This window comes from Rhodopseudomonas palustris (genome assembly GCF_003591005.1).
GTDB lineage: Bacteria > Pseudomonadota > Alphaproteobacteria > Rhizobiales > Xanthobacteraceae > Rhodopseudomonas > Rhodopseudomonas palustris_K.
The window spans coordinates 28,289-44,011 of the sequence record NZ_QYYD01000002.1; the positions used below are offsets into that span (position 1 = coordinate 28,289).

A 15,723-nucleotide genomic window follows, 5' to 3' on the forward strand; every position below is an offset into this window, starting at 1 on the left:
CATAGGCGGCCTTTGGCCGCCGTCTCCAAGTCAAACGCCGATGCTCCGCATCGGCTTTGCCGTAAGGCCGGTCGGGTGGGGGTGGACACAGGCACGGTGCTCGGGGACCCCCACCCCGGCCTCCGCTGCGCTCGGCCGACCCTCCCCGCAAGGGGGAGGGGAATAGCCAGCGCTTCGCTCCACACAGAAGATCGGCAGCAGCTGACGCCGCTCACGCCACGTTCTGATCCAGAATATCCACCGCGCCCTGCAGGTCGACCGAGACCAGCTGCGAGACGCCACGTTCGGCCATGGTGACGCCGAACAGGCGGTTCATGCGGGCCATGGTGATCGGGTTGTGGGTGATGATGATGAAGCGCGTCTCGGTGGTCTCGCGCATCTCCTGCAGCAGGTCGCAGAAGCGCTCGACGTTGTGGTCGTCGAGCGGCGCGTCGACTTCGTCCAGCACGCAGATCGGCGACGGGTTGGTGAGGAACACCGCGAAGATCAACGCCATCGCGGTCAGCGCCTGCTCGCCGCCCGAGAGCAGCGACAGCGAGGTCGGCTTCTTGCCCGGCGGCTTGGCGATGATCTCGAGGCCGGCTTCGAGCGGATCGTCGCTCTCGATCAGCTTCAGCTCGGCCTCGCCGCCGCCGAACAGCGTGGTGAACAGCCGCTTGAAGTGACCGTTAACGACCTCGAACGACGCCAGCAGGCGCTCGCGCGCTTCCTTGTTGAGGCTCTGGATGCCGGTGCGCAGCTTCTTGATCGCCTCGACCAGGTCGTCGCGCTCGGCCGCCAGCGAGCCGTGCTGGCTCTCGACCTCGTTGAGCTCTTCCTCGGCGCGCAGGTTCACGGCGCCGAGTCGCTCGCGGTCGCGGCGCAGCTTGTCGAGGTCGGCTTCGATCTCTGCGAGCGGCGGCAGCGTCGCGCCTTCCTGGATCTCGGCCAGCGAGGCGACCGCCTGCGGCTCGATCTCCAGCATGTCGCGGATTTCGCGCTCGATGTCCTCGAGCCGGCGCCGCGCCGCTTCCATCCGCTCCTCGGCGCGGGCGCAGGCTTCGCGGGCGCTGGAGAGCTGTTCGAGCGAGGATTTCGCCGCGCGGTCGGTGTCGGCCATCGCGGCTTCGGCCTCGGCCAGCGCGTCGGCCGCATTGCGGCGGTCGGCCTCGGCGTATTCGATCTCGGTGATGATCGCGCTGCGCTTCTCGGCGAACACGGTCGGCGCGTTGTCGAGTTCGGCGCGCTCGGCGGTCAATTCGGCAACGCGCTCGTCGACGGTGGCGATCTGCGCCGCCGCGCTCTGCTTGCGGCGGGTCCACTCGTTGCGCTCGGCGACGATCGCCTGCAGCCGCTTGTCGGCGAGCTCGGCTTCGCGCGCCAGCGCCTGCGCCTCGGCGCGGACCTGGGCGGCGTTGCGGCGATGCATGTCGATCTCGCCGCGCACCGCGGCGAGCCGCTGCTCGGCGTCGTCGTTGGGCGCGAGATCGCCGAGCGCGTTCTCGGCCGCCTCCAGCGCCATTTCGGCTTCGCTGCGGTCGCTGGCGAGACGCGACTGCGCTTCGGCGAGCGCGGATTTGCGCGCGGCGTGGCGGTTGACCTCGCGCTCGGCGGCGGCAAGGCGCTCGCGCGCCGCATCGGCCTCGCGGCGGGCGCCGCGCAGATTTTCGCGCGACGCGGTCTCGGCCGCAGCGGCGCTGCGCAGCTCGGCTTCGGCCATCTCCAGCGCCTGGCGCTTGGCCGAGGCGTCGATCCGGGCCTGCTCCAGCTCGTTCTCGATGTCGACCAGCCGGGCCCGTTCGGCGAGGCGGCGGGCGGCGCCGGTCGGCGCATGCGCCGAGGCGACGAAGCCGTCCCAGCGCCAGACGTCGCCGTCGAGCGACACCAGCCGCTGCCCGGTCTTGAGCTGGCCGACCAGCTCGCCGCCGCGCTCCTTGGCGACGACGCCGATCTGCGCCAGGCGACGCGCCAGCTCCGGCGGCGCGGTGACGTGGTTGCTCAGCGGCTCGGCGCCGTCCGGCAGCGCCGGATCATCGGCCTGCACGCCGATATCGGTCCAGCGCATCGGCGACGACGGATCGACCGGCGCGTCGAGATCGTCGCCCAGCACGGCGCCGATCGCCTTCTCGTAGCCCTTGGCGGCGGTGATGCCGTCAATGATTGGCGGCCACAGATTCTTGGTCTCGCCGTTGAGGATCTTGCTGATCGTCTTGGCTTCGGTCTCGAGCCGCTGCACCCGCTTGTCGGCTTCGGTCAGCGGGCTGCGCGAGCCGTCGAGCTTCTGGCGGGCGGCGACATGCGCGGCTTCGGCGTTCTGCACGGCCCCTTCCAGCTCGGCGATCGTCTCCTGCGCCATCGCCACGGCTTCGGCGAGCTCGTCGACATTGCCGGCTCCGCCGGTTTCCTGGGTCAGCCGGTCGATCTCGCTCTCGACGTTCTTGATCTCGGTGTCGAGCCGGGCAAGACGATCGCGATGGCTGCGCACCGCCTGCTCGAACTGATTGCGCCGCGCGGTCAGCTCGGCGAGCTGGGTGGTGAGCTCGGCGAACAGCCGCTCGGCCTCGCCCAGCGCCGCTTCGGCCTCGCCGACGCGCTCGTCGACGCCGCTGCGCTTCTCGACGCGCTCGAGAATCTCCTCGCGCAGCTCGACGTCCTCGATCTGCAGCCGCTCCAGCGCCTCGTCGGCGTCGACCGCCTGCTGCTTCTCGCGCGCGACGTCGGACGTGAACTGCGCCAGCCGGCGCTCGAGTTCGACCACGCGCTCTTTGGCGCGGGCTTCCTCGCGGTCGAGCAGTTCGCGGGCGTTGGTCAGGCGCTGCAGGCCGGCGGCGGCGCGGGCCTCGGCCTCGCGCAGGCCGGGCAGCGTCGAGGCGCGGTCGGCCTGGATGCGGGAGGCCTCGGCCTGCTCGCGGGTGCGCTCGGCGAGGTCGCGGACGCTGAGATCGTGCACCTGCGCGGCGGCGCCGACTTCGGCCTGCGCGTCGCACCAGCGCAGGTGATACAGCGTCGCCTCGGTCTTGCGCACCTTCGCGGCGACCTCGCGGAAGCGGATCGCCTGGCGCGCCTGCTTCTTCAGCCCGTCGACCTGGGTCGACAATTGCCCGATCACGTCCTCGACGCGGGTCAAATTGGTTTCGGCCGCCTTCAGCCGCAGTTCGGCCTCGTGGCGGCGGGCATGCAGGCCGGCGACGCCGGCGGCGTCTTCCAGCACGCGGCGGCGCTGCTCGGGTTTGGCCTGGATGATTTCGCCGATCTTGCCCTGGTGGACCAGCGCCGGCGAGCGCGCGCCCGTGGCGGCGTCGGCGAACAGCAGCTGCACGTCGCGGGCGCGGACCTCGCGGCCGTTGATGCGATATTGCGAGCCGGCCTCGCGCTCGATCCGGCGCGAGATGTCCAGCGTATCGGAATCGTTCAGTGCCGCCGGCGCGGTGCGGGCCGAATTGTCGAGCGACATCACCACTTCGGCGTGGTTGCGGGCCGGGCGGTTGCCGGAGCCGGCGAAGATCACCGCGTCCATGTCGGTGGCGCGCAGCGATTTGTGCGAGGTCTCGCCCATCGCCCAGCGCAGCGCCTCGACCAGATTGGACTTGCCGCAGCCGTTGGGCCCGACCACGCCGGTCAGACCCGGCTCGATCATGAAGTCGGTGGGCTCGACGAACGACTTGAAGCCGTGAAGGCGGAGACGCGTGAGTTTCATCTGGTCCGATACTCGATGGGCCGGTTATCGGCCGGCGCAGGCGAATCTCTCAAGCCGGACAATACCATAGGCAGTCCGACCGGTCGCGACTCGCATGCCGCCGGCAGCGGCGGTAGCCGGCGACAATGGCGGGGAGGAACAGGCACGGCAACCGCGGAACCGGGCTTTTCCACGGGGGGATTTAGGGGGGGAGGGGTGAGAAAGGTGGGGATTTCACGGACCGATCCTGGATTACGCTTCGCTTCATCCAGGCTACAGACAGCACCTTCTCTGTAGCCCGGATGAAGCGAAGCGCAATCCGGGGACCTATGTCGCCCTCTCCCCGAACCCCTCTGCATCAATGCGACCATCCCCACCCCAATCCGGCGGCAACACGCCTGCCCGCACGAAACGGTGGAACGACGAATACGGCCATGCGCCCGGCGTCGTCACGAGGCCATGCTTCACCGGATTGAAGTGGATGTAGTTGGCGCAGCGTTCGAAGTCGCTGTTGTCACGAACCGTGTGCTCCCAATAACGTCGCTGCCAAACTTGATAGTCGCCATTGCGCCGGCGCGGCATCGTCATACCTGCCTTCCCAAGCAGGTAGCTGAAGCCGGCCTTGATCGCCTTCCAGCGCGCTGGAAAGTCCGCATCGCCTTCGGGCATCGTCATGATTGTGTGAAGATGATCGGGCAGGATCACGATCGCATCGATGGCAAACGGATGTCGGAGTCGCGCTTTGCGAAAAGCCTGACGCAGCAGATCGATATGATCGACCAGCGCCGAGCTGCTCCGGTCGGCCAACGTCACCGAAAAGAAGAACGTCCCGCCAGGAAGCAAGTTGCGACGATACCAGACCATCGCGAAAATCTCTCATAACACCACACCGAGCCAATCTCGTAGCCTCGATGAAGCGAAGCGCAATCGAGGGCGGCAGCTCGAAACGCCCGACATTGTGCGCGACGTTGGCGCTGTCCTGGATTTCGCTTCGCTTCATCCAGGCTACTGGCTGCGCATGGGGCAGTCGACTTTGTAGCCTCGATGAAGCGAAGCGCAATCGAGGGCGGCAGCTCGAAACGCCCGACATTGTGCGCGACGTTGGCGCTGTCCTGGATTTCGCTTCGCTTCATCCAGGCTACTGGCTGCGCATGGGGCAGTCGACTTTGTAGCCTCGATGAAGCGAAGCGCAATCGAGGGCGGCAGCTCGAAACGCCCGACATTGTGCGCGACGTTGGCGCTGTCCTGGATTTCGCTTCGCTGCATCCAGGCTACGGGCTGACCGCGATCACACCTGATCCCGCTGAGCGCGGATCACATCGGCCGGTGGTATGGAGACGACCGTCTCGGGGCGACTGCGCAGTCGCGCGCGGAAGGATGCTTCGGCTCGGCGGTTGCTGTGCCAGACCACGCCGGCGGCCATCAGTGTCACGAGGATAGGAACGGTCAATAAGTAGAGGATGTCGGTCATCGGATCCTCCGCAGCGCGCTGCGACCCAGGGAATGTAAAGCGAGACCGAGCACTGCGCAACCAACGCCGGCGCCCAGGAAGGCGGCGTCGGATAGCATCGGCCTGTCACTCAGCAACGACAGACCGGGAGCGACGATGCCGGCGATGATGAAGCCGGCGCCGATGTTGTTGACGAACGTGGCTGTCAACTTGATCTGCTCATTCTCCGCTCTGGTTGAACTCCGTCATCGGTCCATCTCGCTGTCGGGGAGCACCACTTTGGTTGCAACTCTCACGCAGGGTGCAAGGGTTGCAGCGCCCCAGCCATCGTCAATTCGTCGCAACGCGTCCGAGCGTCAAAGATCATGCGTTGACAAAATTCCTATTATGACTATAATCCGCTACGTCCTGTCCGTGAGGGGCGCTTCGCGAGGCGTCGTCAAGCGGGACAGATCGACGGGCCGGGGAAACCGGTCCGGCACGATGCCCGATGACGCCGGATGGCCGGCGATGTCGGGCGGACGCGGCGTCCTGCGCGTTGCGGTTCGCACCCGCGCGTCCGGGAGGCCGAGGGCCACCGTCCGCCGCTACTACGAGCGGCCGCCGCTTCAAGAGGCTGGACGGGTCGAGAGGAGGCCGGGGAAAGCCCGCAAGCTCGCTCGGTCCCGGAAGAACGGTCCTTCGGCCAAAAGATCGCCGCTGGTGGGCGCGCCGCAAGGCGACGCGCGAGGGATCGCAAGCCCTCGCGACAAGCACCACCCTTCGCGCCGCGCGGCGCGCCCCCACCCCTCGCTGTGAAGCGACGGGTGCATAGCTCGGGCTCAGCGGAGCCGCGAGAAGAACTACGCGTGGCTGTTTGACAGGTGAATTGAGGTCAGCGGCGGAGCACGAGGCTCGCGTCATCCTCTGACGTCATCGTCCGGCTTGATCGAGCGACCCGCGATAAGTGCCTTCCTCTCCGCGCGTCATGCCCGGCCTTGTGCCGGGCATCCACGCCTTGCGGCGGGAAATGCACAAAAGGCGTGGATGGCCGGGACAAGCCCGGCCATGACGGAAGTTGTGAGCAAACTACACGGCTGAAGAGTGGGGCTGAGAATTAGGCCTTCGTTTCCGGCCGGGCTCTCAGGATGACGGCGCATGTTGCGCGGGGGATGACGGCCTTACTCCCTAAGGCCAGCGCCTCAGCTCTTCTTCTCCAGCAGCGGATCGATCCGCTTGGCGAATTCTTCCAGCGAGGTTTCGCCCTTGAGCATTTCGCCGTTGACGAAGAAGCTCGGGGTCGAGTTCACCTTGAGCACTTCGTTGGCGTACTTCTGGTCGGCGGCGATCTTGTCCAAGAGCGCCTGGTCCTTCAGGCAGGTCTCGACTTCGGCGGCGGAAAGGCCCGCCTGCTTGCCGATGCGCTTGAGCTGTTCGGTGGTGTCCTTGAGCACCCACTCGGCCTGGGTCTTGAACAACAGGTCGGTGACGGCGAAGTACTTCGCCGCATCGTCCTTGGCGATGCAGCGCGACAGCATCGAGCCGGCCGCGGCCTTGATGTCGAGCGGGAATTCCCGGAACACGTAGCGGATCTTGCCGGTGTCGATATAGGCGGCCTTCAGCTTGGGAAACACCTGCTCGTTGAACGCCGCGCAATGCGAGCAGGTCATCGAGGCGTATTCAGTGACGGTGACGACGGCGTCCTTCGGGCCGAGCGCCATGTCGGGCAGCGACATCGGCTTGGCGACGTCGCTGGCGGTCGCGGCCTTGGTGCTCTGGGCGAACGCCTGGTCGATCAGCCGGAACGGTGAGACGCCGGCGACGGCGGCGAGGCCGGTCAGCGACAGAGCGGCGGTGAAGGTGCGGCGCGTGATCATCAGGTGCTCCAACGCGGCGGCGCGCCGCTCAAGGCAAGACATAAAGCTGGCGCGGCCGGAGCCGCACAGCCGTCAGCTAGCTTGAAACCGTAATTGTGGCAATGCCGGGCCGGAAACCGCGGCTGCGCGCAAGCGTCACTTCCGCTTGATCGTGGCCCCGAGCCGGGCGAGCGCGAGTTTCAGATCCTCATCCTCGACGGCGTCGAGACTGGCGGCGACCTGCGCGACCGCCTTCGGATCGAGAGGCTGCGGTGCCGGCTTGCGGGTCCGGCGCGACAGCGGCGCCTGGCGCAGCGCCAGCTTGCCGACCGCGTTCCAGCCGAAGAAGCGGTTGACCCGCTGCAAGATCTGGTCGGACGAATGCTGGATCTCCAGCGCCATCGGGCCTTCGACCCGCAGAATTAAAGTCGCCGGCTGCTGCGGCTGGCCCTCGACCGGGCGCGGCCACTGCATCTTCAACGGCTCGCAATGCACCGCGATCTGCGCCCCGGCGATCTCGGCCCAGCGGGTGACGAGTTCCCGCGCGGCGAAGCCCTGCTTGGCGAAGGCTTCGTTGATGGTCGGGCCGAGCAGGCCGGACAGCGGCTTGGCGCTGATCGGGCCGGGCTTATAGATCGGGGCGGGCTTGCTCATGGCGCGGGCTTGCTCATAGCGAACGGCTTTGCGACGATACGGGCCATGAGTCTAGCAGGCGCCAAGCCGCGGCGGAAACAATCCCCGGAGAACACAGAGAGCGACAGCGGCGGCGATCCGATTGCCGGCCGCCCGGCCGCGCTGCTCGCCTGGTACGACCGCCATCGCCGCACGCTGCCATGGCGCCCGCCCGCCGGCACCCCGGCCGATCCTTACGCAGTGTGGCTCTCGGAAATCATGCTGCAGCAAACCACCGTGCGCGCGGTCGGTCCGTATTTCGCCAAGTTCCTGGCGCGCTGGCCGAGCGTCGCCGATCTGGGCGCGGCTTCGCTCGACGACGTGCTGCGGATGTGGGCCGGGCTCGGCTACTACTCACGCGCCCGCAATCTGCACGCCTGCGCGGTGACGGTGGCGACGCAGCACGGCGGCCGCTTTCCCGATACCGAAGAGGGCCTGCGCGCGCTGCCCGGCGTCGGGCCTTATACGGCGGCGGCGATCGCCGCGATCGCGTTCGGCCGCCGCACCATGCCGGTCGACGGCAATATCGAGCGTGTGGTGTCGCGGCTCTACGCGGTCGAGGAGGAACTGCCGAAGGCCAAGCCGCGCATCAAGGCGCTGGCCGAGACGCTGCTCGGCCCCTCGCGCGCCGGCGACAGCGCGCAGGCGCTGATGGATCTCGGCGCCACCATCTGCACGCCGAAAAAGCCGGCCTGCGCGCTGTGCCCGTTCATGCAAGGCTGCACGGCGCGGCTGCGCGGCGATGCCGAGACGTTTCCGCGCAAGGCGCCGAAGAAAACCGGCGAGCTGCGCCGCGGCGCCGCCTTCGTGGTGATTCGCGGCGACAGCGTGCTCGTCCGCAGCCGTGCCGCCAAGGGTCTGCTCGGCGGCATGACCGAGGTGCCGAATTCCGAATGGCTCGCGGGGCACAGCGATGGCGAGGCGCGTGCGCAGGCGCCGCAGCTCGCGGGCATCACGCGCTGGCATCGCAAGGCGGGCGTCGTGACCCATGTGTTCACGCATTTCCCGCTCGAACTCGTGGTCTACACTGCGCAGGCGCCGAGCGGCACGCGCGCGCCGGCCGGCATGCGCTGGGTCAGGATCGCCACGCTCGCGGATGAAGCGCTGCCGAATTTGATGCGCAAGGTGCTGGCGCATGCGCTTGACTGAGTTAGTTAGGCGGCCTTGGCGGAGTCGCCGGCGCGCGGCATGAAGACGGCGCGGTTGCGGCCGGAATTCTTCGCCAGATAAAGCCCCTGGTCGGCGCGTTCGATCAGATCCTGCACGTCGCGATCGGCTTCGTCGAATAGCGCGACGCCGATCGATGCGGTGACGTCGACGCGCTCGCCGCCTGCGCGGATGGCCTCGTCGGCAATCGCGCTGCGGATGCGATCGGCGAGGACGCCGGCGGTGTCGGCATCGATCTCGCGCAGCAGCACGACGAATTCCTCTCCGCCGAACCGCGCCGCCTTGTCGGAGTTGCGCACGCAGCCGGCGATGATGTCGGCGACCCGCTTGATCACCGCGTCGCCGGCGGGGTGGCCGTGACGATCATTGATCAGTTTGAAGTGGTCGACGTCGATCATCAGCGCCGCAAGCCCGCGCTTGTAGTGGCGGCAGACCTTTATGGCTTCTTCGGCGGCCGCCAGGAAGGCGCGGCGGTTGAGCAGCCCGGTCAGGGCGTCGGTGTCGGCGAGACGTCGCAGGCGGTTGACGTCGTCTTCGAACTGCCGGGCATTTTCAGTGGCGCGCGCCTCGGCTTCCTTGATGCGCTCCTCGGCAAAGCCGATCCGCCGCAGCAGCGACCGCAGCGCACGCGACAACTGCACGACCTCGGCTGATCCGCCCTTTCGCTGCAGCATGGTCGGGCCGAAGGTGCGGCCGATCCGGTCCGCTTCCCGGGTGATGGAGTGGATCGGACGGGCGATGCGGTGAGCCACCAGCGCGATCATGACGATGCCGATCAGCCCGGCCAGCGCGCCGATGGCGAGAACGATGCGGGCCGATTGCGCCGCGGCCGCCAGCGCCAGCTGCGACGGCTGGCTCGCCGCGACGATCCAGTTCAGCCCGTTGCCGTCGCCGAACGCGAGGCTGGACTGAAACGCCGTCAGCATGCCGTCCGCAGCGGCGACTTCGGCAATCGCGCCGCCTGCACCGCGGTGGAGCCGGTTCAGGGCCGCGCCGCCGGCGTTGGATGCAGGCGCCGCCGGCCCGAGCAGCACGTCGCCGGACGCCGAGAAGATCGTGATCGTGGTGCGATGGGCGCCTTCGTTCGCCTCGACGCTGGCGATCAGGCGCCGCGCCCAGTCCCAGTCGAGGTGGCCGCCGAGAACGCCGAGCAGCGCGCCGTCCGGCCCATGCACCGGAACGGCGACGTCGACGAACCGGTGCGGCTCGCCATCGGGCCTTGCCGCCAGCAGCGAAGCCAGCAGCGCCGCTTCGTGAACGTCGCCCACCATCGGGCCGTTCAGGCCCTCCTTGAACCAGGGCCGTGCCGCCACGGATTTGCCTTCCAGCAGCCGCCCGGTCGCCGCCACCACCGTGCCGTCAACCCGCGCAAATCCGATCCAGGCGAAATCCGAAAACGATTGCTGCAGCTGCTCCAGGGATTTGCGCAACGCGTCGGGGTCGTTCTGCCAGAGCTTCTGCATCGGCTCCAGCCGGGAGAACAGCAACACTTCGCGCTGACGCGTCACCAGATAACGCTGCAGCCGCTCGGCCGTAACCGCGGCCACGCTCGACAGCTTGCTGGTCAGCAGCGTCGCCGTGTTGGCGTAGCTCAGCCACGCCGCGCTGGCGGCCAGCAATCCGACCACGACAAGAATCGTCATGGCGCCCGCGGCCGCGATCTGAGTGCGCACGGTCAGGCTGTCCTTGATGGCGAGGACACGCTGGTGGAGGTCAGACAGCCGCGGCGACATCGGAGAACCCTATCAGTTTACCTATGTGTCGCGGGAAGACCGCTTCGCAACGGTTAAGAACTGGGCAGCCGAGGCGATCGTGCTGAATCGAAGGTGAACCGGTCGCGTACAATCTGTCGCGAGTTCGGTCTCGGCGAGGCACGATGTGCGGAGGATCCAGGCGCGCACGCCGCGCGTCATTGCGAGCGAAGCGAAGCAATCCAGCGCCGTGCACCGGGCTGGATTGCTTCGTCGCCTTCGGCTCCTCGCAATGACGGGGAGAGTGTCTTGAGTGTCTGAACCTCAGCCGGCCGCCATCGCGCTGCGGACTTCGGCGCGGAGGTCGTCGATCAGCTTGAGGCCCTGGCTGGTTTCGACGTGCCAGAACGTCCAGCCGTTGCAGGCGCCCGAGCCTTGCGCGACGGCGCCGATGCGGTGGATCGAGCCGACCTTGTCGCCCAGCATGATGGCGCCATCGGCGCGCACCAAAGCGCCGTGGCGCTTTTTCGAATCGACCAGCCTGGCACCGGGCGCGATCATGCCGCGCTCGATCAGTTCGGAGAACGCCACGCGCGGCGCTTCGCGCGCGGTGACGAACGGCTTCAGCGTATCTTCCGGCAGCGGTTCGATCGCGTCGATGCGGGCGCGGGCCGCGTCGGCGTAAACGCGCTCGCGCTCGAAACCGATGTAGTTGCGGCGCAGCCGCTTGGCGACGGCGCCGGTCGTGCCGGTGCCGTTGAACGGATCGATCACCAGATCGCCGGGCTTCGACGAACTCAGCAGCACGCGCGCCAGCAGGCCTTCGGGCTTCTGGGTGGGGTGCACCTTCTTGCCGTCTTCGCCCTTCAGCCGCTCCTCGCCGGTGCACAGCGGAATCAGCCAGTCGGAGCGCGCCTGCACGTCCTCGTTGGAGGCCTTCAGCGCTTCGTAGTTGAAGGTGTAGCCCTTGGCGTTCTCATCGCGCGCCGCCCAGATCATGGTCTCGTGGGCGTTGGTGAAGCGCCGGCCGCGGAAGTTCGGCATCGGGTTGGTCTTGCGCCAGACGATGTCGTTGAGCAGCCAGAACCCGAGGTCCTGCATGATCGCGCCGACACGGAAGATGTTGTGATAGGAGCCGATCACCCAGATCGTCGCCGACGGCTTCATGACGCGCCGCGCGGCGAGCAGCCAGGCGCGGGTGAAGTTGTCGTAGGCGGCAAAGGAATCGAACTTGTCCCAATCGTCGTCGACGGCGTCGACCTCCGATTCGTCGGGACGCTTGAGCGCGCCTTTGAGTTGCAGATTGTACGGCGGATCGGCGAACACCAGATCGACCGACTTTGCCTGGAGCTTCTCCATCTCGGCGACGCAGTCACCAACGATGATGTGGCTCTCGGGCTCGTACTGGAATTGAGTGCGGGGCGCCTTTGCAGACGCCCCGCGACGCGACAAAACCATGACTCAACAAACCTGACTCATGTGACGCCGTCGGAGACGCGGGACCAAACAACCGACTGGCGACACATTGGCCCGGCAAAGTAAAAATCGACTTAATTGAAATCGAAATGTCGCCCGGAACGACTACGGGCCTCGAATGTTTCTTCAGGGTTTGTTGTTGCTGCTGGCGAGGGTCGATTTTGCACATCAAGGAGGAGGCGCGGTCGCATTCAGCGGCCGGCATATCTCAGTTTGTGCAGATGCCAGCGTCGACCGCTTCCGCATCCACCGATCTGCGCACTAGGCAATATTTGCCGGGCAGGTTAATTCTGATTGTCGCGGATCTGTTGAGGCGCGTCGCTGATTGCGGCGGGCAAAGTGATCGCGCGTTGGCCGCAGTGATTTGGACCCGAGGACACACCGATGCGTGACGACGATTTCCGTCAGAGCGACAATATCGACGACCGGCGCTCGAGTGGCGGCGGAGGCGGCGGCGGCTTCGGCTTTCCGATGGGCGGCGGCGGTCTCGGCATCGGCACGATTGTGGTGCTGGGTCTGGTCGGCTGGGCGTTCGGTATCGACCCGCGGCTGTTGATCGGCGGCGCCGAGATCCTCACCGGCGGCGGCGCGCCGAGCTATCAGACCGAACGCTCGTCGCCCGGCAAGCAGGGGGCGCCAACTGACGACATGGGCAAGATGATCTCGGGAGTGCTGGGCGAGATCGACGATCGCTGGAGCGAGATCTTCAAGGCCAACGGCCAGACCTACGTGGGACCGAAGATCGTGCTGTTCCGCGACTCCACCAATGGCGGGCGCTGCGGCATGGCGCAGTCGGCGATGGGGCCGTTCTATTGTCCGCCGGACAAGCAGATCTTCATCGACACCAACTTCTTCAAGCAGGTCGAGACCCGCTTCAAGGGCTGCTCGGGCAGCGCCTGCCGCTTCACCGCCGCCTATATCATCGCGCATGAGGCCGGCCATCACGTGCAGAATCTCCTAGGCATCTTGCCGCGCGTAACGCGCCTGCAGGAGCAGGCCGGCTCGCGCGCCGAATCTAACGCGCTGCAGGTCCGCGTCGAACTACAGGCCGACTGTCTGTCCGGCGTCTGGGTTAACAAGGAAGAGAAGAAGCGGCCGAACTTCCTCGAGCCCGGCGATATCGACGCCGCGCTCACCACCGCGAGCGCGATCGGCGATGACACGCTGCAGCGCAAGGCCGGCCGCGACGTCGTCCCTGACTCCTTCACCCACGGCTCCGCCGAACAACGCAAACGCTGGTTCATGACGGGCTATCAGCAGGGCACGGTGCAGTCGTGTAATACGTTTGCGGCGGAGAGGCTATAACGGACGTTCGTCATTGCGAGCGAAGCGAAGCAATCCAGCGCCGTGCACTGAGCTGGATTGCTTCGTCGCTTCGCTCTTCGCAATGACGCTGGAGCTAGGTTCATGGCCTCTTCCGAGCAACCCAAGACTTTCATCCCCCTCAACATCGCCGTCCTCACCGTCTCTGACACCCGCTCGCTCGACGACGACAAATCCGGCGCGACGCTGGCTGATCGGCTCACCACCGCGGGGCATCGTCTGGCAGCGCGGGAGATCGTGACCGACGATGTCGAGGCGATCCGGGCGATCGTCCGGCGCTGGATCGCGGACGTGTCGATCGACGCGATCATCACGACGGGCGGCACAGGCTTCACCGGCCGCGACGTGACGCCGGAAGCGATCGAGCCGCTGTTCGAAAAACGGATGGATGGGTTTTCGATCGCCTTCCACATGATGAGCTACGCCAAGATCGGCACCTCGACGATCCAGTCGCGCGCCACTGCGGGCGTTGCGGGCGCGACCTACATCTTCTGCCTGCCGGGTTCGCCCGGCGCGTGCCGCGATGGCTGGGACGGCCTTCTCGCCGCGCAACTCGATTATCGCACGCGGCCGTGCAACTTCGTCGAGATCATGCCGCGGCTCGACGAGCATCTGCGCCGCACCAAGAGCTGACGCAGAGCTGCACGCGATCGGGCTGCCTTGACAGCCACGCGGTGTCGCGAAACCATCGTGTCCAATGACACGCGCCGAAATATCCGCGCGGTGAAATTGGAGGATGCGGTGGGAGAGATCGTTTCGATCGAGGCGCTGGCTACGCAGATCAAGGACGGCATGACGGTAGCGCTCGGCGCCGACAATGCCGGGCCGGCAATGGCCGCAACCGCTGCTCTCATCGCCGCAGGCCCGAAGAACCTCCACCTCGTTTGTGTTCCGATCAGCGGCATCCAGGCCGACATGCTGATCGGCGCCGGCTGCGTCGGCACGCTTGAGACCAGCGCGGTGACGCTGGGTGAAGCCGGCGGCGCGCCGCGCTTCGCCGACGGCATCCGCAGCGGCGCGTTCAAGATGATGGACGCGACCTGTCCGGCGATTCTCGCCGGCCTCGTCGCCGGCCAGAAGGGCGTGCCGTTCATGCCGATCCGCGGCATCATCGGCAGCGATGTGCTGAAGATGCGGCCGGACTGGAAGGTGATCGACAATCCGTTCGCGGACGGCGATCCGATCGTCGTGGTGCCGGCGATCCGGCCGGACGTCGCGCTGTTTCATGCCCGCGAGGCTGATCGCCTCGGCAATGTGCGGATCGGCCGGCAGGCCGAACTCGCCGCGATGGCCTACGCGGCGAAGACCACGCTGGTCACGGTCGAGCGCATCGTCGAGACCTCGCTTCTGGCCGACGAGCGCTCTGCGGCGGGCGTGCTGCCGGCGCTGTATGTCGGCGCCATCGCGGAAGCCAGGCAGGGCGCCTGGCCGATCGGGCTCGCGGGCGAATACGCCACGGACACCGCCGAAGTCGCACGCTACGCCAAGATGGCGCGCTCGGCCGATGGCTTCGCGGCCTATATGAAAGGCTTCGCCCAGCGCTTCGAGGCGGTGGCATGAGCACAGCGCCCGCGACCACGCGCGAAATCCTGATCGCCACCATCGCCGATCTGCTCGACGGCGTCCGCACCGTCGCGGTCGGCGCGTCCTCGCCTATCCCGGCCGCGGGCGCGATGCTGCTGCGCGCCCGCAAAGAGCAGCGCGGCCGCGAGCGCGTGCGCGTCATCGTGCTCGGCTCGCGCGAGCACAATTTCTTCACCAACGGCTCGTTCGAACTGTTCGATGCCACCGCGCAGGGCCGCGTCGATGCGTTCTTTCTCGGCGGCGGTCAGATCGATGGCGAGGCCAACATCAATCTGATCGGCACCGGCGACTATCCGGCCAGCACGGTGCGCTGGCCCGGCTCGTTCGGCTCGGCCTATATGTACTATCTGATCCCGCGCGTGATCCTGTTCCGCGAGGAGCATTCGCCGCGCGTGCTGGTCGACAAGGTCGACTTCGTCAGCGCGCCGGGATCGAGCGAGGGCATCCATCGCACCGGCGGCCCGCACGCGCTGCTGACGTCGCTGGCGCTGTTCGAGTTCGACAAGGACAAAAAGCGCTTCCGGTTGCGCAGCGTGCATCGCGGTCACACCGCCGAGGATGTCCGCGCCGCGACCGGCTTCGACTACGATGCGCCGGTGAATGTGCCGGCCACACCCGAGCCGGACGCCGAGACGTTGGCGCTGCTGCGCGGCCGCGTCACCTCCGAACTCGCCGAGTGCTATCCGCAGTTCGTCGAGACGATGATCGCCGACCGCGCGGCTTGAAGGCGATCAACCATCTGGCTGCACCAAATAGGCGGATCAGCACGGCGCGCACCGCAGCACGAATAGCGGCGTGCTGCAGCGCGCGGCCACGCCGGGCGTGGAACGCGATCAGTTCGGGGGTAACGCGCCGCGGCTGGTCGCGACG

At 67.2% G+C, this 15,723-nt stretch carries 13 protein-coding genes; 5 read left to right on the forward strand and 8 right to left on the reverse strand.

The annotated features are described in order from the left end of the window. Positions 1-211 precede the first annotated feature (211 nt). The 6 genes from smc to D4Q52_RS02110 form a co-directional block, all read right to left on the reverse strand. Complete coding sequence (gene smc, locus D4Q52_RS02085; protein ID WP_119854892.1) at positions 212-3,676, reverse strand: chromosome segregation protein SMC; 3,465 nt, start codon at positions 3,674-3,676, stop codon at positions 212-214. A 306-nt stretch (positions 3,677-3,982) separates the two neighbouring features. After that, positions 3,983-4,519, reverse strand: a complete 537-nt coding sequence (locus D4Q52_RS02090; RefSeq protein WP_119854893.1) for an REP-associated tyrosine transposase — start codon at positions 4,517-4,519, stop codon at positions 3,983-3,985. A 424-nt stretch (positions 4,520-4,943) separates the two neighbouring features. Beyond that, positions 4,944-5,126 (reverse strand): hypothetical protein, encoded by a 183-nt coding sequence (locus D4Q52_RS02095; RefSeq protein ID WP_119854894.1) that lies wholly within the window; start codon positions 5,124-5,126, stop codon positions 4,944-4,946. Continuing rightward, on the reverse strand, positions 5,123-5,314 hold the full coding sequence (locus D4Q52_RS02100; protein ID WP_234831040.1) for a hypothetical protein: 192 nt from the start codon (positions 5,312-5,314) through the stop codon (positions 5,123-5,125). The genes D4Q52_RS02095 and D4Q52_RS02100 overlap by 4 nt, the downstream gene beginning before the upstream one ends. 972 nt (positions 5,315-6,286) lie before the next feature. After that, on the reverse strand, positions 6,287-6,964 hold the full coding sequence (locus tag D4Q52_RS02105; RefSeq protein WP_210210126.1) for a DsbA family protein: 678 nt from the start codon (positions 6,962-6,964) through the stop codon (positions 6,287-6,289). Between the two features lie 132 nt (positions 6,965-7,096). Next, positions 7,097-7,594, reverse strand: coding sequence for a DUF721 domain-containing protein (locus D4Q52_RS02110; protein ID WP_119854896.1), 498 nt, complete (start codon positions 7,592-7,594; stop codon positions 7,097-7,099). A gap of 45 nt (positions 7,595-7,639) precedes the next feature. Here D4Q52_RS02110 and mutY point away from each other — a divergent pair, with 45 nt between their 5' ends. Beyond that, a complete protein-coding gene (gene mutY / locus D4Q52_RS02115) occupies positions 7,640-8,761 on the forward strand; it encodes an A/G-specific adenine glycosylase (protein ID WP_119854897.1) in 1,122 nt (373 codons plus the stop codon). 5 nt (positions 8,762-8,766) lie between these two features. On the opposite strand, the gene D4Q52_RS02120 is transcribed toward mutY, so the two are convergent. Together D4Q52_RS02120 and D4Q52_RS02125 are read right to left on the reverse strand one after the other, a co-directional pair. Further along, entirely contained in the window at positions 8,767-10,512 is a 1,746-nt protein-coding gene (locus D4Q52_RS02120; protein ID WP_119854898.1) for a sensor domain-containing diguanylate cyclase, read from the reverse strand. A gap of 282 nt (positions 10,513-10,794) precedes the next feature. Continuing rightward, the gene (locus D4Q52_RS02125) at positions 10,795-11,928 is read right to left on the reverse strand and encodes a site-specific DNA-methyltransferase (protein WP_119854899.1); all 1,134 of its coding nucleotides are present in this window, start codon (positions 11,926-11,928) and stop codon (positions 10,795-10,797) included. A gap of 402 nt (positions 11,929-12,330) precedes the next feature. Between D4Q52_RS02125 and ypfJ the strand changes: the two genes are divergently transcribed. The 4 genes from ypfJ to D4Q52_RS02145 all read left to right on the forward strand — a co-directional run bounded on the left by ypfJ (position 12,331) and on the right by D4Q52_RS02145 (position 15,578). After that, positions 12,331-13,251 carry a KPN_02809 family neutral zinc metallopeptidase gene (gene ypfJ / locus D4Q52_RS02130; RefSeq protein WP_119854900.1) on the forward strand — a complete coding sequence of 307 codons (921 nt, stop codon included), beginning with the start codon at positions 12,331-12,333 and terminating at the stop codon, positions 13,249-13,251. Positions 13,252-13,353: 102 nt separating this feature from the next. Beyond that, positions 13,354-13,902, forward strand: a complete 549-nt coding sequence (gene moaB / locus D4Q52_RS02135; RefSeq protein WP_119854901.1) for a molybdenum cofactor biosynthesis protein B — start codon at positions 13,354-13,356, stop codon at positions 13,900-13,902. Positions 13,903-14,010: 108 nt separating this feature from the next. Further along, on the forward strand, positions 14,011-14,829 hold the full coding sequence (locus D4Q52_RS02140; RefSeq protein ID WP_119855130.1) for a CoA transferase subunit A: 819 nt from the start codon (positions 14,011-14,013) through the stop codon (positions 14,827-14,829). Further along, positions 14,826-15,578: a CoA transferase gene (locus D4Q52_RS02145; protein WP_119854902.1), complete on the forward strand. Its 753-nt coding sequence runs from the start codon at positions 14,826-14,828 to the stop codon at positions 15,576-15,578. Before D4Q52_RS02140 ends, D4Q52_RS02145 begins: the two co-directional genes overlap by 4 nt. The last annotated feature ends 145 nt before the right edge of the window (positions 15,579-15,723 follow it).